Consider the following 23025-nt stretch of genomic DNA (forward strand, 5'->3'; position numbering starts at 1 on the left):
GCGGTTACGCTTTCCGCCATGAGAACCGCGGTGCTGCGTATCAATGTCGACCCGGCCGGGCAGCTCACCGCGGCGCAGATGGTGGACGGGTCGGCCGAGCTGCGCGCCCACGCCGCCTCGATTCCCGCCCAGCTCATGGACGACGATCCGGCGGCGCGGCCCGCGGGAGGACGTGAAGTCCGATTGCTGGTCGAGACAGACGATCCCGACGCCGCGATGGGCGAGGCGGTGCGGGTGTGCGCCGCGGCGTTCGGCACCGCCCCGGTGGCGGGTGTGGTGACCTTCGTCAGCCGAGGGACCGATGACGACGCCCACGGCGTCCTGGCCGGTTTCGGCGTGACCGGTGAGATCACCCGGGCGCCGGACGCCGACGGCTTCGACGTGGTGTCGGTGACGCTGCTCGAGTCCGACCTGGAACGGGTGCCGGAGAGCCGGATCCACACCGCCCTGGAGGCATCGTTGAACTGCGAGGTACGGATCCTCACCCGGTGAACGGGGCGGGCGGGGGCGGGGCGACGATGGGGGCCCGGCCATCAGCCGTCCAGGAACTTCAGGATCGCGGGCGCCGCAAGCACCCAGGTGTCGAACATGTTGTAGCGGCCGGCCTTCCCGGCGGCGCGTTCCTCGATCGCGCGCTCCCAGGCATCCTCCGGCCACGGTGGATCGATCAGCGTCGAGCCCTCGATCAGGCAGCTCACCTCGAGTGACGTGCGTTTGGGATGGTCGAGATCGCCCGCCCCGCCACGGATGATCAACGTGGGGACGCGGATGCGGTCGAACATCTCGTCGTCCACGCCGGGGATCGTCTGTCCCGGCTTCGGGACATAGGCGCCCAGCCAGCGCAACGACAGTTTCACGAACTCGTCGCGGTCCAGGTTCAGCAGGCGTTGCTCGTTCGCGGGGTTCGCGGCGATGCGCTCGCGCCACTCCCGCATCCGCGGCAAGCCCGCGACGCCGCTTCCGCGCACGACCTGCAGGCTGGGCAGCACGTAATACGCGCCCAGGTTGAACACCCCGTAGATGCCGCCCACGATGTTCCAGAGGACCAGTTTGCTCACCCGGTCGGGGTAGAGCATGGCCGTGAGCATCGAGTCGCGGGCGCCGCCGGATCCGCCCGCTAGCACGCACGGGCCCGCGCCCAGCGCGGCGAGCAGGCCGTCGAGCGTCTCCGCCCGCATGTGCGACTCCGTCTGCCCGTAGAACTGCACATCGGAACCGCCGCAGTTGGGGCGGTCCCACAGCAGCACCGTGTAGCCGCCGGCGACGATGGCTTCGGCCAGCGGGCGTAACCCCGGCACGTCCATGCCGAACCGGCCTCCCGGCGTCAGGACGACGAGTTCGCCGCGGTCACCGAGGACCTCGTACACCACTCTGCCGCCGTTGATCTCCACCGAGGACACGCCCGCGGCGCCGATTTCGCTGTTCACGCGGCGCCTCAGGCCATGACCACGACGTCGTCGCCGACGATCCGGACGGGATAGGTGCGAATGCTCCACTCGGGTTTCACCGCGGTGGTGCCGGTCGCCAGTTCGAAACCCCACTGGTGCCAGGGGCAGTAGATGTATTCCTTGTCCCGCACCATGACCGCGTCGCCGGGAACGGACTCGTCGAGGACTGTGCGTCCGCGGACGCGGCCCGCGCACAGCGGACCTCCTTCGTGCGGACAGTAGTTCGCGATGGCGTAGAAGGTCCCGTCGACGTTGTACACGCCGACCCCGTGCCGGCCGATCGGCACCACCTTGGACGAGCCCGGGGGGATCTCGTCGACGGTCGCGACGACGTGCTCGCGCCCTTGTGCCAGCCGTGGCGTCTCGGATTCGTCCGGCACTCAGAACACCCGCCTCTGGCCGTCGATTGCGGGCACCGTCTCCGGAAGGTGATAGGTCTCGATGCCGTTGCGGTACATCACGCGGTCGCGGGCGTATGCCGGGAGGTGTTTGACCAGCCATCGCGGGTCGTCGAAGGTCCAGTGCGGGTAGTCCGAGGAGTACAGCAGGATCTTGTCCGCCTCCATCCATTCGAACGCCCGGGTGAGTTCGGTCTTGTCCTCGGGATAGTCCAGCGGCTGGGTGGTGAATCTGATGTGCTGCTTGACGTATTCCGACGGCTTGCGCCGAATTCCGGTCCAGGACTTGCGCGCTGCGTAGATCGCGTCCATCCGCCACATCAGGGGCAGAATCCAGGTGAAGGCATGCTCCACGAACACGATTCGCAGCGTCGGGAAACGGTCGAACACCCCGTCGAAGATCAGGCTCATGATCTGGTTCGCCGCCAGCAACGAGTAGGTGACCATGAAATCGTGGTTGTAGCTGGGGAATCCGACCGGCGGCATGGGCATCGTCTCGTAGGCGCCGCGGCCGAGATGGCAGCTGACCACCAGATCGTGCTTGGTGGCCGCCGCCCAGATCGGGTCGTACCTCGGATCGCCCCAGGCCGGGCGTGGTTCGGCCTTGATGAGGATCTGCGCCATGTACGGGTGCCCGGCCCAGTGCTCGATCTCGCGGACCGCCCCCTGCGGGTCGTCGATCGCCGCGCAGATCGAGCCGCGCCACCGCTGGTGCCAGTTGTTCTCCGGGTCCAGCCAGTGGTGGGCCAGCCAGTGGTTGACTCCGGTCGCCAGCGCCTGGGTGGCCTCGGGAAGGCGGGTGGCCTTGACCGTGGGCTCGAGGATCGCGATGTCCGAGCCGGCTTCGACGATCAACTGCCGGAAGGCCAGTTCCGGGTCGCTGCCGGGGAATTCGCCGTCGGCGGGAAAGGTGTCCACCCGCATCGCGAAGGAATGCGCGTAGTCGGGCGCGTCGTAGATGATCGTCTCGCCGACCCGGTGGCTGAGAAAGTACGAGCTGCGATACGGCTCCGGGATGTACTCCACGAGTTCCCGGCGCCGTGGCACGGGGTGCACGTCCGAGTCGACAACCCGGACGGCGACCTGATCGGGCGCCGGGGCGCGGTGCTGCTGGTGCGACAGCGTCATGGTCGTCTCCCTTGTTCGCGACTACTCGGTGACCAGCCCGGCCGGGACATCGATCCCGTAGAGCTGGGCGGCGTTGCGCCAGCCGAGCTTTTCGCGCTGCTGGGTGGTGAGCGTGGACGGCAGCACATCGACATTCGCGCAGTGCCAGTGCGGATAACTGGAGCCGAACATCACCATGTCCTCCTTGCCGGTGAAACCGAGCCATTCGGAGGCCCATTCGGTGTCGCCCGGCCCGTCGAAGCTGCCGTGGACGAAGAAGACGTGACCGGGCAGGTAGTCGCTGGGCATCCGTGGCGCCCAGGGCGTCTGCTCCAGATGTGGCCTGCCGAAGGTGTCCATCCGCCAGGTGAAGGGGGTGAGCAGATCGGCCGCGCCGTCGGCCCAGACGAACCGCAGGCGAGGCAGCCGCTCGAATACTCCTTCGGCGATCATGTTCATCAGGTGGTAGACGTAGTTCAGCGACATGAACCCGAGGTACTGCTCGTAGGTGCGGGTGTGCCCCGACGGCGTGGGCGGGAAGCCGATGCTCTCGCCGGTCTCGATGTGCGCGGCCACCGGCAGCCCGGCTTCGGCCGCCGCGTCCCACAACGGCCAGAACTGCGGCTTGCCGTACAGCTCGCGCGACTGCAACGGGACACCGACCTGGACCACGCCGGGATGGTCTGCCCACCTGCGGATCTCGCGCAGCGCGCCGGGGATGTCCTCGGGGTTCACCCGGATGGTGCCGCGATAGCGGGACGCGTACGTCCCGGAATCCAGCCACCGCGACACCATCATCTCGTTGTGCGCGGACAGCATCGCCGTGGTCAGGTGCCGGTCGGGCAGGATGCCCCGGGTCATGGGATGCAGGATCGCGACGTCGACGCCCCGCGTCTCGAACAGGTGCTCGCCGACCAGGTCCGGATCGGAACCCGGGTATCCGCGGGAGGGTCGCCTGGTTCCCTCGGCGTATTCCCCGCCGGGAGCGCCGTACCAGTCCAGCTCGGCATCCGGGATGCCACGGCTCTTGTACGGCTCGCGCAGGAAGCCGCGCATGTCGTCGTTCGAGGCGAAGAAGATGTGCACGCTGGCGTCGATGAGGGGCGTGCTGGCGCCGTCGGAAAGCGTAATCATCCGATGTCTCCCGGTGGCGTCAGTCGATCCGCGCGACGCCGGGGCGCTCGGTCACCGGCGCCGCCAGTCGCTGCTCGTCGCAGATCCGCTGCAATCTGTCCAAGGTCTCCTCCAGTCCGGCGCCAAGGCGTGGCCCCGGTGTGAAGGCGGCGGGCAGATGCCGCATGCCCTGGATCACCCCGATGGTCTCGTAGTGCACGGTGCCCTCGGGATCGCAGCGGTAGTCGGGCATCCGGTCGAGCACGGCGGTGAGCATGGACTTGAACACGGTGCGCGCGACGTTCGACCCGATGCAGCGATGCACGCCGAGGCCGAAACTGAAGTGCCGGTTGCCCTTGCGATCCAGGACGACCTCGTTCGGATCGGGGAAGATCGCGGGATCGCGGTTGGCCATCGCCCAGGAGAGCCACAGGCGGTCACCCTCTTCGAACCGGGTGCCCTCGACGACGCAGTCGGCCGAGATGGTGCGCCCGTCACCCGGGGCGGGGGTGAAGAAGCGCAGGAACTCCTCGGTCGCCGGGGCCAGGAGGGTGTCGCGTTCACGGCTGAGCAGCTCGCGCTGGTCGGGATGATCCGACAGCCATTCCAGCGAGTGCGCGGTGAGTGCGGTGGTGGTGTCGAATCCGCCGCCGATGATCAGGCCGAGCATGCCCAGCAGTTCGAGGTCCGGCGCGGGCTCGCCGTCGATCCGCAGCTCCGTCAGGGCGTGCACGAGGCCGGGCCGTGGGTTCTGCTTGATCTCGGCCAGGTTGGTCAGCAGATCGATGCCCATCGCGCGGTGCATTTCGGCGACCCGTGCCGCGTCGGGCGAATCCTCCGGCGTGTACACCGAGGCGTGCACCGGCTCGCTGTAGACCGACCACTGCCGCAACGGGATTCCGAGCATGGCCAGGGTCAGCACGGCGGGAACGACATTGGCGAGGTCGTCGACGAAATCGATGCGCCCGCTCTCGATCCGCTCGTCCAGGCTCGCCCGCACGATCTCGTCGATGACCGGCTCCCAGCGCCGGACCGCGGCGGGGGACAGGTAGGGATTGAGCACTTGGCGGTAGAGCCGGTGCTCCGGATCGTCCATCTCCAGCATTCCGCCGCGCACCACCTGCGCGCGCCGGGCGGGCGGTATGGAGATCCCTTGGTAGCCCTTGCGTTCGCCGTGCAGATCGTGGTCGTTGGAGACGTGCGGGCAGCGGGCGAGTTCGAAGACCGCGTTGCCGCCGCCGGCCACCCAGTGACCGTCGTAGGTGTCGCTCCACGCGATCGGGCACTTGGCTTGCAGTTCCTCGGTGATCTCCTGGAACCGGTGCCGGTATTCCGGTGTGTGCCGGTCGAACTGGTACCGGTTCTTCTTGCGGTCCTCGTCGGCGACTGCGTCGTCAATGCTCACAATGTGTTCCTCTGCTGCTCACGGAATGCGGCGCTCCCGACGCCGAGCGCCTCAGGCGAGGGAGATGGCCCGTTCGGGGCACGATCGCACCGCTTCCCGCACCTGCTCCTGCTGGTCGCCCGGGACTTCGCCCGCGATGGCCGTCGCGTGTCCGTCGACGTCGTTCAGCTCGAATGCCGCCGGTGCGTTGATCGAGCACAGGGTGTGTTGCTGGCAGCGAGCCGGATCGACTCGGACCTTCATTGTTCGTTCCTCCGCAATCGTCGTGGGGCCACGGGCCCGGCGCGTCGATCAGCTAGGCGCCGGTGATGAACGCGACCTCGCCTTCGGCACGCCCCACAGCCGAACCTTCCGTTCTCTTCGACGGCCACGCCGTGACGACCGATCACGCATCGACCGGCACGCCGAGGCGAACACGCCGCGGTGTGCCCATACAGGTGGTGCGTCCGCCGGGCGGCCGACGTTCGCGCAGCCGGGGTCCTTGCGCACGGCTCGTCGCCGGACCGGGTGTGGGCCATCCGTCTTGTGCAAGAATCATACTTGCCGTCAATGAGAACGGTACTCTACTGAAAGTTTCGCCGCAAGCCGCGCCGGGTCAGCGGATTTCACCTGCTCAGGCGGCATTCGCGTGCGGCTCGGTGGATCGGCCGGACATTTGAGGCAATGCTGCCGACGCATTGTCGGATGAATTGATCTCGATTTAGGAGAATGATGTTTCCGTCATGGTGGGAAGAAGTTCGTCCGGACGTCTCGGCCGACGCCGGCCGTGCGGCAGGGTCGTTGCCCGCCGATGCCGAACGGCCGCGCACGACGGCGCGCCGGTCCCGAGAAGTGAGTGAGAGTGCCGAGATGCGAACGGTTCCCGAGGAATTGCGAGTCCGCTACGAGCGGGAGGGCTGGTGGCGCCGGGAGACGCTGGGTGAGCTGCTGGTCCGTGGTCTCGCCGCCGCCCCCGGTACCGAGTTCCGGGTGCATTCCGATGTCCGCCCGTGGTCGGGCACGTTCGCCGATGTCGAACGCGTCGCCCGGAGGCTCGCGGCGGGCCTGCGGGCGCGTGGCGTCGGTCCGGGTGACGCGATCGCGTTCCAGTTGCCGAACTGGATGGAGGCCGCCGCGACCTTCTGGGCCTCCGCGATCCTCGGCACGGTGGTGGTGCCGATCGTCCACTTCTACGGCCGCAGAGAAGTCGGGCACATCCTCGAGGTCGTCCGTCCCGCCGTGTTCATCACGGCCCACCGGTTCGGCAGGCTGAGTTTCGACCCCGAGGTGAGCGCCGGGGTTCCGCTGGTCGGGCTGGTCGAGATCGATTTCGATCACCTGCTCGCCGACGAGCCCATGGCGGGGGTGGCCGCCGTGGATCCGGCGAGTCCCGCCCTGATCGCCTTCACATCGGGAACCACCAGCGCGCCGAAGGGCGTCGTGCACAGTCATCAGACACTGGGCTGTGAAGCCAGGCAGCTCGCCGAGCGGACCGCGTCGGATCGGGGCAAGCAGCTCACGGCCACCCCGGTGGGGCACTTCATCGGCATGGTCGGCGCCTTCCTGATTCCGGTGTTGCACGCCGAGCCGGTGCACCTGGCCGACGTCTGGGACCCGGGCCGCGCGCTGGCGCTGATGCGCAGCGACGGCATCTCGATCGGGGGCGGTCCGCCCTACTTCGTCACCAGCTTGCTCGACCACCCGGACTTCACCCCCGAGCATCTGCGGCACGTCCGATATGTCGGACTCGGCGGATCCGCTGTCCCGGTCTCGGTGACCCGCAGGCTCGCCGATCTCGGCCTCGTCCCGTTCCGCGCCTACGGCAGTACCGAGCATCCGTCGATCACCGGGTCGCGGTACACGGCGCCCGAGGCGGAACGGCTCTACACCGACGGCAGGCCGATGCCGGGTGTGGAGATCCGGCTGGCCGAGGACGGCGAAATCCTCAGCCGTGGGCCCGATCTGTGCCTCGGCTACACCGATGACCTGCTCACCGGCCGCGCCTTCGACGCGGACGGCTGGTATCACACCGGTGACATCGGTGTCCTCGGCGCGGACGGCTGCCTCACGGTCACCGACCGCAAATCCGACGTGATCATCCGCGGCGGCGAGAACATCAGCGCGCTGGAAGTGGAGGAGGTGCTCGCCGAACTGCCCGCGGTCGCCGAAGCGGTGGTCGTGGCCGTGCCGGACGAGCGCTTCGGCGAGACGGTCGGCGCCGTGCTGCGCATCCGGCCGGGGCGCGTGCTGCCGTCCGCGGAGGAGGTGCGCGCGCACTTCGCCGCCGCGGGCATCGCGCGCCAGAAGTGGCCCGAGCGGTTGTTCGAGGTCGAGGACTATCCGCGGACGGCGAGCGGCAAGGTGCAGAAACATCTCGTCCGGGCGGGGATTGCCACATCCGCGAGATGAGAATACCATTCTTCTCAGATGCGAATGGAGGTCTCGCTACTTCGGGCGACCACGGGTCGCTCGAAGCATCCGCCCGGCGGATTCGCCGTTCCCCACACGCATTCCTCCGGGCCCCGGCTCGGAGTCGACCGTGCCGATCCGATCCGGGCGCCCGCGCGGTCTCGACTTCGAATCCGTCGGCTCGGTAGGGGCCTCGAAGCGCCCGCCGAGTCCGGCTCGAACGAGCGGGTCCGGAGCGCCAGAGGCTCACCCGTGCAGCCGAAAGGAAGTCGCGCAGTGCCTTCGCAGCAGCAGGAACGGTCCGCCACCACGGCGGACACCGAGGTCGACGTCGTGGTCCTCGGGACCGGCGCCGCCGGCCTGACCGCCGCCCTCGGTGCGGCGGTGCACGGCGCGTCGGTGGCGGTCTTCGAGAAGGCGGCGACCGTCGGCGGGACGAGCGCGGTGTCGGGCGGAATCGCGTGGATTCCCGCCCACGACCGCTGCGTCGACGGACCGCTGAGCGTGGCCGACGCGCTGAGTTACCTGCACGCCCAATCGCTGGACTCGATGGACGACGAGCTGGTCGAGGTCTTCGTGCGCACCGGTGCGGCGATGGTCGACTTCGTCGAGGCGCACAGCGGTGTGCGCTTCGAGATCGCCGACGGCTTCCCGGACTACAAACCGGAACTGCCCGGCGGCAGGCCCGGCGGCGGCCGCTCGCTGAGTCCGGTCGCCTTCGACCCGGCCCGGCTCGGGGTGTGGCGCGACCGCATCACCGCCTTCCCGGCGGACTGGAGCAACGTCGGATTCGACGCCGAGACGCGCGCCCGGCTGCACGCCACGGTCGCCGACGAGTCGGCGGACCTCTGCGTAGCCGGAACCGCGCTCGTCGCGGGCTTGCTCGCCGGCGTGCTCGACGCCGGAGTGATCCCACGAACCGGGGCAAGGGCCACGGAGTTGATCGCCGAGGACGGCGCCGTCACCGGTGTCCGGATCGTCACGGCCGCAGGGGAATCGACGATCCGGGCGCGCAGCGGTGTCGTCCTGGCAACCGGCGGATTCGAATGGGACCCCACCCTGATCCGCTCCTACCTGCGCGGCCCGATGCACGGCGCCGTGTCGCCGCCGAACAACACCGGAGACGGGCTGCGCATGGCGATGGCGCTCGGCGCGGACCTCGGCACGATGAGCGAGGCATGGTGGGTGCCGATCGTCCGGATTCCCGGCGACACCATCGAGGGCAAGCCGCGCAGCCGCAGTGTGCGCCTCGAACGGACGCGCCCGCGCAGCATCATGGTCAATCGCGCGGGCAGGCGGTTCGTCAACGAGGCGTCGGAGTACAACTCGATGGCAGGTGCGTTCCACTATCTCGATCCCAAGGGCGGCTACGTCAACGATCCCGGCTGGATCGTCTTCGACGCCGTCCATCTGCGACGCTACGGCTTCCTCGGTATCGCGCCCGGCGATCCGGTCCCCGAATGGTTCTGCGAATCCGCGGATCTCGCCGAGCTCGGGAAGAAGACCGGTATAGACCCGGACGGTCTCGCCGCGACCGTGTCCGAGTGGAATCGTCACGTCGCCGCCGAGGTCGACCCCGATTTCGGGCGCGGCTCGAGCGCCTACGACGGCTGGTGGGGCGACGAGCGCGCCGCCACCGTCGCCGGCCGCACCCTCGGTCCGATCGATACCGCTCCCTACTACGCCGTGCCCGTCACCGTCGGGGCGATGGGAACCAAGGGCGGCCCGCGCACCGACCGGGACGGACGGGTACGGCACGTCAGCGGGAGGGTCATCCCCGGGCTGTTCGCCGCGGGCAACGCGATGGCCGGGGTGACCGGCCGGGCCTACGGCGGAGCGGGCGGAACCATCGGCCCCGGGATGGTGTGGGGCTTTCGCGCCGGATACGCCGCGGCGACCGGCAAATCGGTCGAGATCTGAGCACAGAGCGAGAGGCATCGCGCCTGCCCCGCCGCGATGGCGAACAGGCCGGGTTCTACGGAGGATAACGAGTTGCCGGAATACGAGAGCATCTGGAGCGATCTCCAAGGCGTCCCCTTCACCCAGGGATACCTGGACGTCGGCGGCGTCCGGACCCGCTACCTGCACGCGGGCGATCCGACCTACCCGGCTCTCGTTCTGCTGCACGGGTCCGGGGGGCACGCCGAAGCCTACGTCCGCAATCTGGAGTCCCACGCCGCGCACTTCTCGACGTGGTCGATCGACATGCTGGGACACGGCTACACCGGCAAACCCGGACATCCGCTGGAGATCTCGCACTACGTCGAGCACGTCATCGGATTCCTCGACGCGGTGGGCGCGCGCCGCGCCTGCGTCAGCGGCGAGTCGCTGGGCGGCTGGGTGGCCGCCCGCGTGGCGATCGATCATCCCGAGCGCGTCGGCCGCTTGGTGCTCAACACCGCGGGCGGGTCCCAGGCCGACCCGGAGGTGATGCGCCGCATCGTCACACTGTCGATGGCGGCGGCCACCGATCCCACCTGGGAGACGGTGCAGGCCAGGATCAAGTGGCTGATGGCCGACAAGTCGAAGGACTACGACGACGTGGTCGCCAGCAGGCAGCGCATCTACCGGCAACCGGGCTTCGCCGCCGCCATGCGCGACATCATGGCCTTGCAGGATCCGGAGATCCGGCGGCGAAACCTGCTGGGGCCCGGTGACTACGGCCGGATCACCGCACCGACCCTGGTGCTGTGGACCAGCGACGACCCCACCGCAGACGTCGGTGCGGGCAGGCGGATCGCGTCGATGATCCCCGGTGCGCGCTTCGAAGTGCTGCCGGACTGCGGGCACTGGCCGCAGTACGAGGACGCCGAGACCTTCAACGCCCTGCACCTCGACTTCCTGCTGGGCGGCTGACCATGGCCGAGCGGAGGATCTTCACCGCGCCCGACGTCGACGTGCTCGTCGTGGGTGCGGGCCCGGTCGGCTTGACGCTGGCCAACATGCTCGGGATGTACGGTGTGCGCGCCCGGGTGGTCGAGGAACGCCCGAGCCTCATCGACTACCCGCGCGGCGTCGGCCTGGACGACGAATCGCTGCGCACGTTCCAGGCGATCGGGTTGGCCGACCGCGTTCTGCCGCACACCACCCCGAACCAGATCATGCGGTTCGTCGACGCCCGGCGCAGGCTGCTCGCCGAGATCGCCCCCACCGACGAGCAGTTCGGCTGGCCGAAACGCAACGGGTTCGTCCAGCCGCTGGTCGACGCCGAACTGCTCGCCGGGCTGGCCCGTTACCCGCACGTCGAGGTGGCCTGGGGGACGGCCATGACCTCGTGCGCGGAGGCAGGCGGGCGGGTGACGGTCGAACTCGCCACCGACAGCGGGCCGTCCACCGTGACCGCGCGATACGTGGTGGGCTGCGACGGCGGGCGCAGCGCCACCCGGCGGCAGATGGGGGTCTCCTTCGAAGGCACCACCTCGCCGACGCGCTGGCTGGTGGTCGATCTCGCCTCGGATCCGCTGGGGCATCCCAACATCGAGGTCGCGGCCGATCCGGCGCGGCCGAACGTGTCGGTGTCGATCGCGCACGGCATCCGGCGCTTCGAGTTCATGATCCACGACGACGAACCCGACGAACTGGCCGAGGATCCGGCGTTCGTGGCGCGGATGGTCGCGCCGTTCGTCCCGCATCCCGAGCGGCTCGAGGTCATCCGGCGCCGGGTCTACACGCACCACTCCCGGATCGCGAGCGCCTTCCGGCGCGGCCGCCTGCTGCTGGCGGGCGACGCCGCGCACCTGATGCCGGTGTGGCAGGGGCAGGGCTACAACAGCGGGATCAGGGACGCGGCCAACCTCGGGTGGAAACTCGCCGCCGTCGTCCGGGGGCAGGCGGGCGACGCCCTGCTCGACAGCTACGACCTGGAGCGCCGCAAGCACGCCAGGGCGATGATCGATCTCTCGACGATGGTCGGCCGGGTGATCTCGCCGACCGATCGCAAGGTGGCGGCGGTCCGCGACGCGCTGGTTCGTGCCGCGGCCGCGATTCCCCCGGTGAAACGCTATGTGCTGGGCATGCGGTTCAAGCCGATGCCACGCTACGAGCGCGGGGCGGTGGTGCACGACTGGTCCCGTTCGCCGAGGTCCTCGGTCGGCACGCTGTTCGTGCAGCCCCGGGTGGACACCAGAGACCGCCCCGACGTCCTGCTCGACGAGGTGCTCGGACCGTGGTTCGCCGTGCTGTGCTGGAACAACCGGCCCCGCGATGTGCTCGGAGCGACGGCGTTCGAACGATGGAAAGCCCTGGGAGCGCGGTTCTTCGAGGCCCGCCCGTCCGCCCAGTTGCGCTGGACCGGTCACGACGACCCCGACGTCGTCATCGTGGGCGACCGCACCGGCGCGCTGAAACGCTGGTTCGACGGCCAGCTCGACTCGGTGGTGTTCCTGCGGCCGGACCGTTGCGTGGCGGGGGCGTCCATCGCGCAACAGGCGCCGGAACTGAGCGCGGCCCTGCTCGACACGCTCCACCTGCTCCGAGGAGGAAACGATGCCGCTGGCCGTGTGCTGCGTCTCGCACAGCCCTCTTCTTGACCTGCCCGGACCGGAACGGGAGCTGCTCGAGGACATCGAGTCGGCCCTCGACGAGGCGTCGCGGTTCGTGCGCGACTTCGACCCGGAACTGGTCGTGGTGTTCGCGCCCGACCACTACAACGGGTTCTTCTACAAGCTCATGCCGCCGTTCTGCATCGGCACGGCGGCTACCGGAGTCGGCGACTACGGCACGCACGCCGGGCCGCTGGACGTCCCCGCCGACCTGGCGGCCGAGCTGGCCGAGGCGGTGCTCGCGGCCGGAGTCGACGTGGCCGTCTCGATGACGATGGACGTCGATCACGGGACGGTCCAGCCGTTGCAGCGGCTGCTGGGCGCCGCGACCGCGCGACCGGTCGTCCCGATCTTCGTCAACTCGGTGGCCGTGCCGCTCGGTCCGCTGCGTCGCGCCAGAGCGCTCGGCGCGGCCGTCGGCGCGCACCTGGCGACACTCGGCAAGCGGGTGCTGGTGCTCGGTTCGGGCGGGCTCTCCCACGACCCACCGGTGCCCGCGCTGGCCACGGCCACCGGACCCGTGCGGGAGCGGATCGTGCACGGCGGGCACATAACGCCGCAGCAGCGAAATACCCGGCAGGAGAGGGTGATCGAAGCCGCCCGCGAATTCGCCGCCGGGCGCGGCGGGCTCCGGCCGCTCAACCCCGAGTGGGACGGGCGCTTTCTCGAGATCCTCGACCACGGGCGGCTCGACGAGTTCGACGACTGGGCCAACGCGGCGATCACCGAGGCGGCGGGCAACTCCGCGCACGAGGTGCGCACCTGGGTCGCCGCCTTCGCCGCGCTGGCAAGCCAGGGACCGTACCGGACGACGGTGCGCTACTACCGATCCGCTCCCGCGCTGATCGCCGGATTCGCCGTGCGAACCGCCCTCACGGACGTGGGCCGGGACAACGATTCGACCGCCGGGAGGCGAGCGTGACATCCGAACCGATCGACGCACCCGCGTCCGGCACCGCGAAGTCCGGAAACGCTGGAGAACCAACCGGTTTCGACCGTTCCGTCGATGTCCTGATCGTCGGCTCCGGCGGCGGCGGGCTGACCGCCGCGCTCGCCGCCGAGGCGGCCGGATTGTCCGTCCTGGTGGTCGAGAAGGCGGCCTACTACGGCGGATCGACCGCGCTGTCGGGCGGCGGCATCTGGGTGCCCGGCGCCCCGGCGCAGAGGCGCGACGGCTACACACCCGATCCCGACGGGGTGGTGGCGTACCTGCGCGCGATCACCGAAGGCCTGGTCGGCGACGCGCGCCTGCGGGCCTATGTCGCGAAGGCTCCGCAGATGATGGAATTCCTCGAACAACGCAGTCCGTGGCTGCGGTTCGTGTGGAAGCCCGGCTACGCCGACTACTACCCGGAACTGCCCGGCGGCTCCGCGCAGGGCAGCACCATCAACGTGCCGCCGATCGATCTGCGCATGCTCGGCGACGAAGAGCGGAACCTGCTGCGTCCGCTGGCCCTGGCCCCGAAGGGAATCTGGCTGGGGCCTAAGGATCTGCGGCTGTTCTACCAGGTGCGCCAGTCCTGGCGCGGCAAAGCCGTGCTGGTGAAGCTGGTCTGGCGGATGTTCCGCGCCAGGGTGTTCGGTGACCGGATCGCCGCCATCGGCCAATCCCTGGTGGCCCGGCTGCGGCTCGCACTGCGGGAGAACGACATCCCGCTCTGGCTGAACGCGCCGATGACCTCCCTGATCACCGGAGCCGACGGCGGCGTGGTCGGCGCGGTGGTCGAGCGCGACGGGCAGCCGTCGCGGATCCGGGCCGAACGCGGCGTGATCCTGGCCACCGGCGGCTTCGATCACGACATGGCCTGGCGCAAGGAGCACCAGCCGGTCGTGGACCAGGACTGGAGTTTCGGCAATCCGCAGTCCATGGGCGACGGCATCCGCGCCGGGCAGCAGGTCGGCGCCGCCACCGACCTGATGGACGAGGCATGGTGGTTCCCGGCCATCCAATGGCCGGACGGCCGGCTGCAATTCATGCTCAACGAGCGCATGATGCCTGCCCAGTTCATCGTCAACGGCGCGGGCAAGCGCTACATCAACGAGGCCGCGCCGTACATGGATTTCGGCCACGCGATGATCGAGGGCCAGCGGTCGGGTACCACGCACATCCCGAGCTGGCTGATCACCGACGTGCGCTCCTGGCGCCGCTACGTCGTAGCCGGGCACCTGCCGTTGCCGAAGATCCCGTTCGCGCCGGTGCCGACCGGGCGGAAGATCCCGCAGGCCTGGCTGGACTCGGGCGTCGTCGTGGCGGCGAACTCCTGGACGGAACTCGCTGCGAAGATCGGCGTGCCCGAAGATCGCCTGCGCGCCACCGCGAAGCGATTCGACGAACTCGCCCGCAACGGCCACGACGACGACTTCCAGCGCGGCGACAGCGTCTACGACAACTACTACGGCGACCCCACCCTGCCCAACCCCAACCTGTATCCGCTGGGCAAGCCCCCGTACTACGCGTTCCGGATCATCCTCGGCGATCTCGGCACCTCGGGCGGCCTGCGCACCGACGAGCACGCCAGGGTGCTGCGGTCCGACGGCACCGTCGTCCCGGGTCTCTACGCCGTGGGCAACACCTCCGCGGCGGTCATGGGCCGCAGTTACGCGGGCGCGGGCGCCACGATCGGGCCCGCGATGACGTTCGGCTATGTCGCGGTCGAGCACCTGGCGGGTAGCACGACGGCGGACCACACCGAATCCGCCGGCGACAACTCGACGTTCGATTCCATCGGAGGAAGTAAGTAGATGAAGATATCCCTGTTCTACGAATTCGCGCTGCCGCGGCCGTGGGTGCCGGACGACGAGCGACTGCTCTTCAAGGAAGGTCTCGCGGAGGTGGAGGCCGCCGACAAGGCGGGGTTCTCCACCGTCTGGCTGACCGAGCACCACTTCCTCGAGGAGTACTGCCATTCCACCGCGCCGGAGATCTTCCTGGCCGCCGCCAGCCAGCGGACCGAGAACATCCGGCTCGGTTTCGGCGTCATGCATCTGCCTCCGGCGATCAACCATCCGGCCCGGGTCGCCGAACGGGTCGCCACACTCGACCTGATCTCCGATGGACGGGTGGAATTCGGCACCGGCGAATCGTCGTCGGTGGGTGAACTCGGCGGATTCGACATCGATCCCGCCGACAAGCGCGGGCAGTGGGAGGAGGCCCTGGAGGTCGCCATCCGCTGCATGATCGAGGAGCCGTTCACCGGTTTCGAGGGCGAGCACATCCAGATGCCCGCGCGCAATGTGATTCCCAAGCCGCACCAGCGCGCGCATCCCCCGGTGTGGGTGGCCTGTACCCGGCCTTCCTCGGTGCAGATGGCGGCGCGGTTGGGCGCGGGTGCGCTGAGCTTCGCCTACACCGGCCCCGGGCCGCTGGCGGATCGGGTCCGCGGGTACTACCAGGAGTTCGAGGACAAGGCCGAGCCGTGGCTGCCGGTGCTCAACCCGAACATCCTGGCCATCGGCGGCGATCTGTCGATGATGGTCGCGCCCACCGACGAGCAGGCTCTCCAGCGACTGGGACTCGGCGGCGGGTTCTTCTCCTTCGGGATCATGCACTACTACATGACCGGCCAGCACACCCCCGGTCGCACGGGTGTGTGGGAGCGCTACCTCGACGCCGTCGCGGAGGACGAGACGCTGGCCTACGGGCCGGGCCGGGGCGCCATCGGATCGCCGGACACCGTACGCGAATTCCTGCGCGGCTACGAGGAGAGCGGCGTCGACGAGATCATCCTGCTGCTGAACCCGCGCAGCCACGAAGCCACCATGGAGTCCATCGAACTCATGGGCGAGCACGTGCTGCCGGAGTTCATCGAGCGCGACGAGAAGACCGTCGCCGCGAAGGCCAAGCGCCTCGAGCCGGTCATCGAGAAGGTCGAGGCGCGGCGTAAGCCGTTGGCCTCCCCGGCGTTCGACGAGAACTACGCGTTCGGCGGCCTGCCCACCGGCCGGGGCGGCTCCTTCACCGCCAGCGAGATCCCCGAAGCCATGGCCGAGATCAACGAGGGCCGGGTGCAAGCCGCGCAACGCGCCAAGGAAGAAGCGCAGTGATCCCCGGACGAGAGGGAGACAGAGGAGATGCCCGAGGGCGAACGAGCCGATGAGCTGTGGCGCTACGACGGCAAGCGAGTCGTCGTGACCGGATGCTCGTCCGGGATCGGCGCCTGCGTGGCCCGTCAGGTCAGGGCACTCGGCGGCCGCGTGACCGGTCTGGACGTGGCGGAGCCGGCCGGTGAACTCGACGAATTCCATCGAGTGGACATGGCCGATGCCGCGTCGATCGAACGCGCCGTCGCCACGCTCGTCGGCCGCGTCGACTCCCTGTTCAACGTCGCGGGCGTCTCCTCGGGCATCGGCGACCCGATCCGCGTGGTCACGATCAATTTCCTCGGCCTGCGGCAGTTCACCGATGCGCTGGCGCGGTCGATGGCGCCGGGAGCCACGATCGCGAGCGTGTCCTCGCTCGCGGCGGCCGGCTATCTCGAGCACCGCGAACAGGTCGGCGGCCTGCTGGACACCCCGGATATGCACGCCGGAATCGCCTGGTGCGAAGCCCATCCCGACGCCGTGGCCGACGGCGGTTATCGGTTGTCGAAGGAAGCGATCATCTACTACACGATGCGTAACGCCGTCGCGCTGGGGGCGCGCGGCATCCGGATCAATTGCACGGGTCCGGGAGTGACAGAGACGCCCATCCTGGAGCAACTGCGCTCGGCCTACGGCCAGGAATATCTCGACACCATTCCCAAGCCGCTGGGCCGGGTCTGCGAACCGGCCGAACAAGCGGCCGCCTTGCTGTTCCTCAACAGCCGGGCGGCGAGTTATGTCACCGGCCAGGTGCTCTGGGTCGACGGCGGGAACGTGGGCGCCCGGATCGCCGGTGTGGACGCAGGCTCATGACCGCCGGAGCGCCGGCACTCAGCGTGAAAGGAGAAGCAGCGTGGCCGATCTGACGGAATTCCGGCGTGTCGCCGACGGTGTACGCAATTGGGGCCGATGGGGCGCCGCCGACGAACTCGGCACGCTCAATCTCATCACCCCGGACAAGGTCACCGAGGCGGCTCGCCTGGTACGGCACGGACGGGTGTTCCCGCTCGGCGTCGACTTCGGCTCGTCCGGACCGCAGGGCGCGTTCAAGTTCCGGCACAACCCCGTGCACGTGATGACGGTGGACGGCGGCGACGCGCGAACCCTGACCGAGTACGGCCCGAAGTGGCTGCGCAACAGCGTCGGACGCGAACTCAGCGGCTTCTTCGAGGACAACCCGTTCCGCTTCAACGACGACCTGATCATCATGCCGCTTCAGGCCGCGACGCAGTGGGATGCGCTGTCGCACGTCTACTACGACGACCACCTGTACAACGGTTTCCCGGCGAGCTCGGTCACCAGTCTGGGCGCGTACCACTGCGGGATCGACAAAGTCGACGGCAAGGGCATCACGACCCGCGGCGTGCTGCTGGATCTGGTCCGCCACCGCGGCGCCGACACCTTTCTCGCGGCGGGCGACCCGATCACTCCCGACGAGCTGGACGAGGTCGCCGAGGCGCAGGGCGTCGAGGTCGGACGCGGCGACATCGTGCTGATCCGCACCGGCTGGTGGGCTCGCTTCCTCGAGGCGGGCGACGGCACCGAACCGTACTCGGGCCTGGACTGGCGGTGCGCGACGTGGCTGCACGAACGGGAGATCGCGGCCGTGGCCGCGGACAACCTCATGGTCGAGGACCCGGTGTCCGGAGTGGACGGCACCTTCCTGCCGCTGCACATGCTCTGCCTGCGGGACATGGGCCTGATGCTCGGCGAGTACTGGGATCTCACCGCGCTCGCGGCCGACTGCGCCGCGGACGGCGTCTACGAATTCCAGCTCGTCGCACCGCCGTTGCGCGTGATCGGCGCCGTCGGATCCCCCATCAATCCGATCGCCATCAAGTAGGGACCCAGAGGAAGCACGAGGTATCGGTCATGACCGCAGGCGCGAGAAGTGCGACCGCCCCCGAGGTGGCCGGTGACGGGCGGCCGTTCGTCGTCGGCGTCGGCGGCACGTTGCGGGCGGGTTCGTCGACGGAGCGAGCGCTGCGGCACTGCCTGGCGGCCGTGGAACGCCACGGCGGGCGCACCGCGCTGTTCTGTGGTGAGGAGATCAACCTGCCGATGTACAACCCGCACGACCCGGTCCGCACCGAGCGAGCGACCGCGCTGGTGGAGGCGCTGCGCAGCGCGGACGCGGTGGTGATCGGCTCGCCCGGCTACCACGGCGGCGTCTCCGGCCTGGTGAAGAACGCCCTCGACTACATCGAGGATCTGCGCGGGGACGCGACGGTGTACCTGGACAACAAACCGTGGGGCTGCATCACCTGCGCCTACGGCTGGCAGGCCGCCGTGGGAACGCTCGGACAGTTGCGGGTGATCGGTCACGCGTTGCGGGCGTGGCCGACTCCGCTCGGCGTCGCGATCAATTCCGCGGAGCCGATCTGGGATGCCGAAGGCAGGCTGACCGACGAGACGGTCAGCGCTCAGCTCGAGCTGCTCGCCACGCAGGTGCTGACCTTCGCCCCGGCAGGCGAGGCCCGCGCATGACGACCTCGCCCCGGCAGGCGGCCCGGGCCGGGGTGGCCGAGGCGACGGCCGCCCTCCGGGACGGGCGGATGATCCTCGTCCTCGGCGAGGCGGACGGTGGGTGCCGGGGCGATCTGGTGATGGCGGCGCAACGCATGACGGCCGAAGCGGCCAAGGCCATGACCACCATCGGATGCGGGCTCATCCACGTATCGATGCGCTCGGCGGTGCTGGACGCGCTCGGGATACCGCCGGCCGATCCGACCTCCACCGGGCCGGGCCGCGAGCTGTTCCGGGTGTCGGTGGGCCTGGCCGGAACCGAGGCGGGCGGCGTCCGTGCCTCCCACCGCGCCCACACGATTCGCGCGCTCGCCGACCCGGCGAGCACGCCGAACACGTTCACCAGGCCCGGACACGTCTTCCCGCTCGGCTGCGCCGCCGGTGGTGTGCTCTCGGTGCCCGCCTCCCCGGAGGCCGCGGTCGACTTGGTCGAGCTGGCCGGAATGGCGCCCGTGGGCGTGCTGTGCGAGGTCTGCGGCGCCGACGGCGAACAAGCCGGGCGGACCGAACTGCTCGACCTCGGTCGCGAACACGGGCTGCCGGTGGTGTCGATCGATGACCTGGTCGCCTACCGCCGCCGCGAGCTGTGCCGGGTGCGCCGCCGCGGCGTCGCTCGGATTCCGCTGCCGATGGGGGAGTTCCGAGCGATCGGATTCACCGACGGACTGGATCGCGAACACGTCGCGTTCGTGCACGGCGATCCGTCGGCGGACCTCGCGCCGCTGGTATGCCTGCACTTCGAATGCCTCGCCGGTGACGTCTTCGGCTCCCGGCACTGCGGATGCCGGGCCGAACTCGATCACGCACTGGATCGCATCGCGCGGTCCGCCGGCGGCGTGCTCGTCTACATCCGCGCGCGCGGCACCGCCGTGCGGGATACCTTGCGCGCTTGCCGACCGGATGTCGAAACCCGCTGTGCACTGCCGCATTCCGCCGACCACAACGACGTCCGATCGGCGTTCGACATTCTCGAGGAACTCGGGTTGCGCGAAGTCCGGTTGCTCGGCGATGCGGTCGACACCGCGGTCGAACCGGAGCAGGTGCGCATCGTCGAACGAATTCCGTTGTCGGACAACCACCGAGGCGCGGTGACTCGCGCGCCGACGCACATCGACCGGATAGGAAGCGTCTCGTGATCGCGCAGCGCAGAACCGTCGTGGTGGACGGCTGCACAACCGCCTACCTGGAAGCGGGAGCGGGTGAACCGGTGGTGCTGCTGCACGGCGGCGAGTTCGGCGCCTGCGCGGAACTGGGCTGGGAGCGCACCATCGACGCCCTCGCCCCGCGCTACCGGGTGCTGGCACCGGACATGCTCGGCTTCGGCGGCTCGGCGAAAGTGGTCGACTTCAACGACGGCCGCGGTCTGCGGATCCGGCACATCGCACGCTTCCTCGCGATCCTCGGCGTCGAGTCGGCGCACTTCGTCGGCAATTCCATGGGCGCGATCAACCTGCTCGTCGACGCGACCTCGACGGCGCCGAAGCTCCCGATGCGCAGCCTGGTGGCGATCTGCGGAGGCGGGGAGATCCAGCGCAACGAGCACATGCGAGCGCTCTACGACTACGACGCCACGCTGTCCGGGATGCGAGCCATCGTCCGGGCGCTGTTCCACGCGGAGTCGTACCCGGCCGACGAGGATTATGTTCGGAGACGATACGAATCGAGTATCGCCCCCGGTGCGTGGGAGGCGTTGGCGGCCGCGCGGTTTCGCCGTCCGGGGGCGGAGGCGCCGCCCGCCCCGTCGAGTGAGCGGGCCTACGAGCGCATCCGCGTGCCCGTCCTCCTCGTCGAAGGCGCCTGCGACAAGTTGCTGCCCGCGGGCTGGTCCGCGGATATCGCGGCGCGCATCCCGGACGGACGTTCCGTCGCCGTGGCGAGTGCGGGGCACTGTCCCCAGATCGAGCAGCCCGAGGTCGTCAACGACCTGCTGCCGGCATTCCTCGGTGAGCTGACGAAAGGAAATATGGCATGACCGACGAATTGGCGGGCAAGGTCGCCGTCGTCACCGGCGGCGCGTCGGGTATCGGCAGCGCGATCGTGGCGCGGTTCGTCGCCGAAGGCGCCCGTGTCGTGGTCGCCGACGTCGATTCCGAACGCGGCGCGGCGTCGGTGGCCGGCTATGGCGCGGCGGCGATCTTCGAGCAGATCGACGTCGCCGATCCGGCGCAGGTCGAGCGGCTCGTGGACCGCGCGGTGCGGACCTTCGGCGGACTGGACGTGATGTGCAACAACGCGGGCATCTCCGGCAAGATGCACAGGAGCCTGCTGCACGACGATCTCGCCGACTTCCACCGGGTGCTCGGTGTGAACCTGCTCGGCGTCATGGCGGGCACCCGCTTCGCGGCCCGGCACATGGCCGACAACGGCGGCGGCTCGATCGTCAACGTGTCCTCGGTCGGGGGCATCCAGGCGGGCGGGGGAGTGCAGAGCTACCGGGCGTCCAAGGCGGCGGTCGTGCACTTCACCAAATCGGCGGCGATCGAGCTGGCGCAGTTCGGCATTCGCGTCAACTGCATCGCGCCCGGCAACATACCGACTTCGTTGCTCGCCTCCTCGGCGGCGACGATGTCGGCCGAGCACGGCGAACGGTTCACCACGGCGATGCGCGAGTCCATGCGGGCCGACCGCCCGCTGCCGCGCGAAGGCACGCCCGAGGATGTCGCGGAGGTCGCCGTGTATTTCGGCAGCGACCGATCGGGGTACGTCACCGGCACGATGTTGCCGGTGGACGGCGGCACGGTCGCGGGTAAACCCCTGAAACCGCGCAAGAAGCCGGCGGAGCAGTCCGTCGCCGCGGGCCCGCGATGACCCGCCGCACCGGAGTTCTCGTCGTCGGAGCCTCGGCCGCGGGCCTGGCCACCGTGGAGGCGCTGCGGCGGGGCGGGTACCGCGACCGCATCACATTGCTGGGCGCCGAGCCGCACCTGCCCTACGATCGCCCGCCGCTGTCCAAGCAGATCCTCTCCGGCGCCTGGCGGCCCGAGCGCACTCTCCTGCGTGCGCCCCGCCTGCTGGCCGAACTCGACATCGACGTCGCCCTCGGTTCGCCCGCCCTCGCGCTGGACGCCGCCACCCGCACCGTGCACACGGCGACCGGCGCGGTGACAGCCGAGAACATCGTGATCGCCACCGGAGCGCGACCGCGAAGGCTGCCCGCGCCGCCCGGACTACGCGGCGTCCACGTACTGCGCACGCTCGACGACGCGCTCACGCTGCGCGACGACCTGGCGACCCGCGCGCGCGTGGTCGTGGTGGGCGAGGGTGTGCTCGGCGCGGAAATCGCCGCCACCGCACGGCAGTCCGGCCACGACGTCACGATGACGGGTCCGCAGCGCGCCCCGATGGCGGCGCAGCTCGGCGTTCCGGTAGCGGACCTGCTCGCCGATCTGCACACCGGCAACGGAGTCCGCCTGCGGCTCGGCGTCGGCGTCTCCGGTCTCACCGACCGCGACGGCGAAGTCACCGGCGTCGTCCTGGAGACGTCCGAGACGCTGCCCGCGGACCTGGTGGTGGTCGCGATCGGGGCGGTGCCCGCCACCGAGTGGCTGGTCGGCAGCGGGCTTTCCCTCGCCGACGGTGTGGTCTGCGATGCGTGCTGCCGCGCCGCCGACGGCGTCTACGCCGTCGGCGACGTCGCCCGGTGGCACCATCCCGCGCTGCGGACGACCCTCCGGTTGGAGAACCGCACGAACGCGACCGAACAAGCAGGGGTGGTCGCGGCGAACATCCTCGGCGCCGAGCGGGCGTATCAGCCGATTCCGTACTTCTGGAGCGATCAATTCGGCACCAAGATCCAGGTGTACGGGACGATCACGGCCGACGCGCGGGCCACGATCGTCGACGGCGACCCGGACGACGGCCGGTTCGTCGCGCGCTTCGAGCGAGGCGGGGGCGTCACCGCGGTGCTGGGCTGGAACATGCCCAAGCAGGCCAGGATCCAGCGCCAACAGGTGGCCGATGCGCACGCCCTGCTCGTCTCGCCCCCGACCCCCGCTCACTCCCCGTAGGAAAGTAGGTCC

The 23025-nt window shown here is 69.7% G+C and carries 21 protein-coding genes; 15 read left to right on the top strand and 6 right to left on the bottom strand.

Going from position 1 to position 23025, the window contains the following annotated elements:
- Positions 1-18 precede the first annotated feature (18 nt).
- Positions 19-492 (top strand): hypothetical protein, encoded by a 474-nt coding sequence (locus ABZ420_RS26275; RefSeq protein ID WP_357127806.1) that lies wholly within the window; start codon positions 19-21, stop codon positions 490-492.
- A gap of 41 nt (positions 493-533) precedes the next feature.
- Here ABZ420_RS26275 and ABZ420_RS26280 read toward each other — a convergent pair whose 3' ends face one another.
- Genes ABZ420_RS26280 through ABZ420_RS26305 form a run of 6 tightly spaced genes read right to left on the bottom strand, consistent with a single transcriptional unit; the run spans position 534 to position 5714 of the window.
- Complete coding sequence (locus ABZ420_RS26280) at positions 534-1400, bottom strand: alpha/beta hydrolase (RefSeq protein WP_357128017.1); 867 nt, start codon at positions 1398-1400, stop codon at positions 534-536.
- Between the two features lie 35 nt (positions 1401-1435).
- On the bottom strand, positions 1436-1828 hold the full coding sequence (locus tag ABZ420_RS26285; protein ID WP_357127809.1) for a Rieske 2Fe-2S domain-containing protein: 393 nt from the start codon (positions 1826-1828) through the stop codon (positions 1436-1438).
- Positions 1829-2974, bottom strand: coding sequence for an amidohydrolase family protein (locus ABZ420_RS26290; RefSeq protein WP_357127812.1), 1146 nt, complete (start codon positions 2972-2974; stop codon positions 1829-1831).
- Between the two features lie 21 nt (positions 2975-2995).
- Complete coding sequence (locus tag ABZ420_RS26295) at positions 2996-4087, bottom strand: amidohydrolase family protein (RefSeq protein ID WP_357127815.1); 1092 nt, start codon at positions 4085-4087, stop codon at positions 2996-2998.
- A 19-nt stretch (positions 4088-4106) separates the two neighbouring features.
- Positions 4107-5471, bottom strand: coding sequence for a cytochrome P450 (locus ABZ420_RS26300; protein WP_357127818.1), 1365 nt, complete (start codon positions 5469-5471; stop codon positions 4107-4109).
- 51 nt (positions 5472-5522) lie between these two features.
- Positions 5523-5714 (bottom strand): ferredoxin, encoded by a 192-nt coding sequence (locus tag ABZ420_RS26305; RefSeq protein WP_357127821.1) that lies wholly within the window; start codon positions 5712-5714, stop codon positions 5523-5525.
- A 606-nt stretch (positions 5715-6320) separates the two neighbouring features.
- Here ABZ420_RS26305 and ABZ420_RS26310 point away from each other — a divergent pair.
- The 14 genes from ABZ420_RS26310 to ABZ420_RS26375 all read left to right on the top strand — a co-directional run bounded on the left by ABZ420_RS26310 (position 6321) and on the right by ABZ420_RS26375 (position 23013).
- On the top strand, positions 6321-7859 hold the full coding sequence (locus tag ABZ420_RS26310; RefSeq protein ID WP_357127824.1) for an AMP-binding protein: 1539 nt from the start codon (positions 6321-6323) through the stop codon (positions 7857-7859).
- A gap of 276 nt (positions 7860-8135) precedes the next feature.
- On the top strand, positions 8136-9779 hold the full coding sequence (locus ABZ420_RS26315) for an FAD-dependent oxidoreductase (RefSeq protein WP_357127827.1): 1644 nt from the start codon (positions 8136-8138) through the stop codon (positions 9777-9779).
- A 72-nt stretch (positions 9780-9851) separates the two neighbouring features.
- Positions 9852-10715 carry an alpha/beta hydrolase gene (locus tag ABZ420_RS26320; RefSeq protein ID WP_357127830.1) on the top strand — a complete coding sequence of 288 codons (864 nt, stop codon included), beginning with the start codon at positions 9852-9854 and terminating at the stop codon, positions 10713-10715.
- Positions 10716-10717: 2 nt separating this feature from the next.
- On the top strand, positions 10718-12388 hold the full coding sequence (locus ABZ420_RS26325) for a bifunctional 3-(3-hydroxy-phenyl)propionate/3-hydroxycinnamic acid hydroxylase (RefSeq protein ID WP_357127833.1): 1671 nt from the start codon (positions 10718-10720) through the stop codon (positions 12386-12388).
- Entirely contained in the window at positions 12345-13322 is a 978-nt protein-coding gene (locus ABZ420_RS26330) for a 3-carboxyethylcatechol 2,3-dioxygenase (RefSeq protein ID WP_357127836.1), read from the top strand. Before ABZ420_RS26325 ends, ABZ420_RS26330 begins: the two co-directional genes overlap by 44 nt.
- An 11-nt stretch (positions 13323-13333) precedes the next feature.
- Entirely contained in the window at positions 13334-15142 is a 1809-nt protein-coding gene (locus ABZ420_RS26335) for an FAD-binding protein (protein ID WP_357128019.1), read from the top strand.
- Positions 15143-16444, top strand: a complete 1302-nt coding sequence (locus ABZ420_RS26340) for an LLM class flavin-dependent oxidoreductase (protein ID WP_357127839.1) — start codon at positions 15143-15145, stop codon at positions 16442-16444.
- 27 nt (positions 16445-16471) lie between these two features.
- Positions 16472-17293 (top strand): coniferyl-alcohol dehydrogenase, encoded by an 822-nt coding sequence (locus ABZ420_RS26345; RefSeq protein ID WP_357127842.1) that lies wholly within the window; start codon positions 16472-16474, stop codon positions 17291-17293.
- Between the two features lie 40 nt (positions 17294-17333).
- Positions 17334-18323 (top strand): cyclase family protein, encoded by a 990-nt coding sequence (locus ABZ420_RS26350; RefSeq protein WP_357127845.1) that lies wholly within the window; start codon positions 17334-17336, stop codon positions 18321-18323.
- 29 nt (positions 18324-18352) lie between these two features.
- A complete protein-coding gene (locus ABZ420_RS26355) occupies positions 18353-18967 on the top strand; it encodes an NAD(P)H-dependent oxidoreductase (RefSeq protein WP_357127848.1) in 615 nt (204 codons plus the stop codon).
- Positions 18964-20142 (top strand): 3,4-dihydroxy-2-butanone-4-phosphate synthase, encoded by a 1179-nt coding sequence (locus ABZ420_RS26360; protein ID WP_357127851.1) that lies wholly within the window; start codon positions 18964-18966, stop codon positions 20140-20142. Before ABZ420_RS26355 ends, ABZ420_RS26360 begins: the two co-directional genes overlap by 4 nt.
- The gene (locus tag ABZ420_RS26365) at positions 20139-20978 is read left to right on the top strand and encodes an alpha/beta hydrolase (protein WP_357127854.1); all 840 of its coding nucleotides are present in this window, start codon (positions 20139-20141) and stop codon (positions 20976-20978) included. The genes ABZ420_RS26360 and ABZ420_RS26365 overlap by 4 nt, the downstream gene beginning before the upstream one ends.
- Complete coding sequence (locus ABZ420_RS26370; protein ID WP_357127857.1) at positions 20975-21814, top strand: SDR family oxidoreductase; 840 nt, start codon at positions 20975-20977, stop codon at positions 21812-21814. Before ABZ420_RS26365 ends, ABZ420_RS26370 begins: the two co-directional genes overlap by 4 nt.
- Complete coding sequence (locus ABZ420_RS26375) at positions 21811-23013, top strand: FAD/NAD(P)-binding oxidoreductase (protein WP_357127860.1); 1203 nt, start codon at positions 21811-21813, stop codon at positions 23011-23013. Before ABZ420_RS26370 ends, ABZ420_RS26375 begins: the two co-directional genes overlap by 4 nt.
- Positions 23014-23025 lie beyond the last annotated feature (12 nt).

The sequence above is a fragment of the Nocardia sp. NPDC005745 genome, from assembly GCF_040630775.1.
Taxonomy (GTDB): domain Bacteria; phylum Actinomycetota; class Actinomycetes; order Mycobacteriales; family Mycobacteriaceae; genus Nocardia.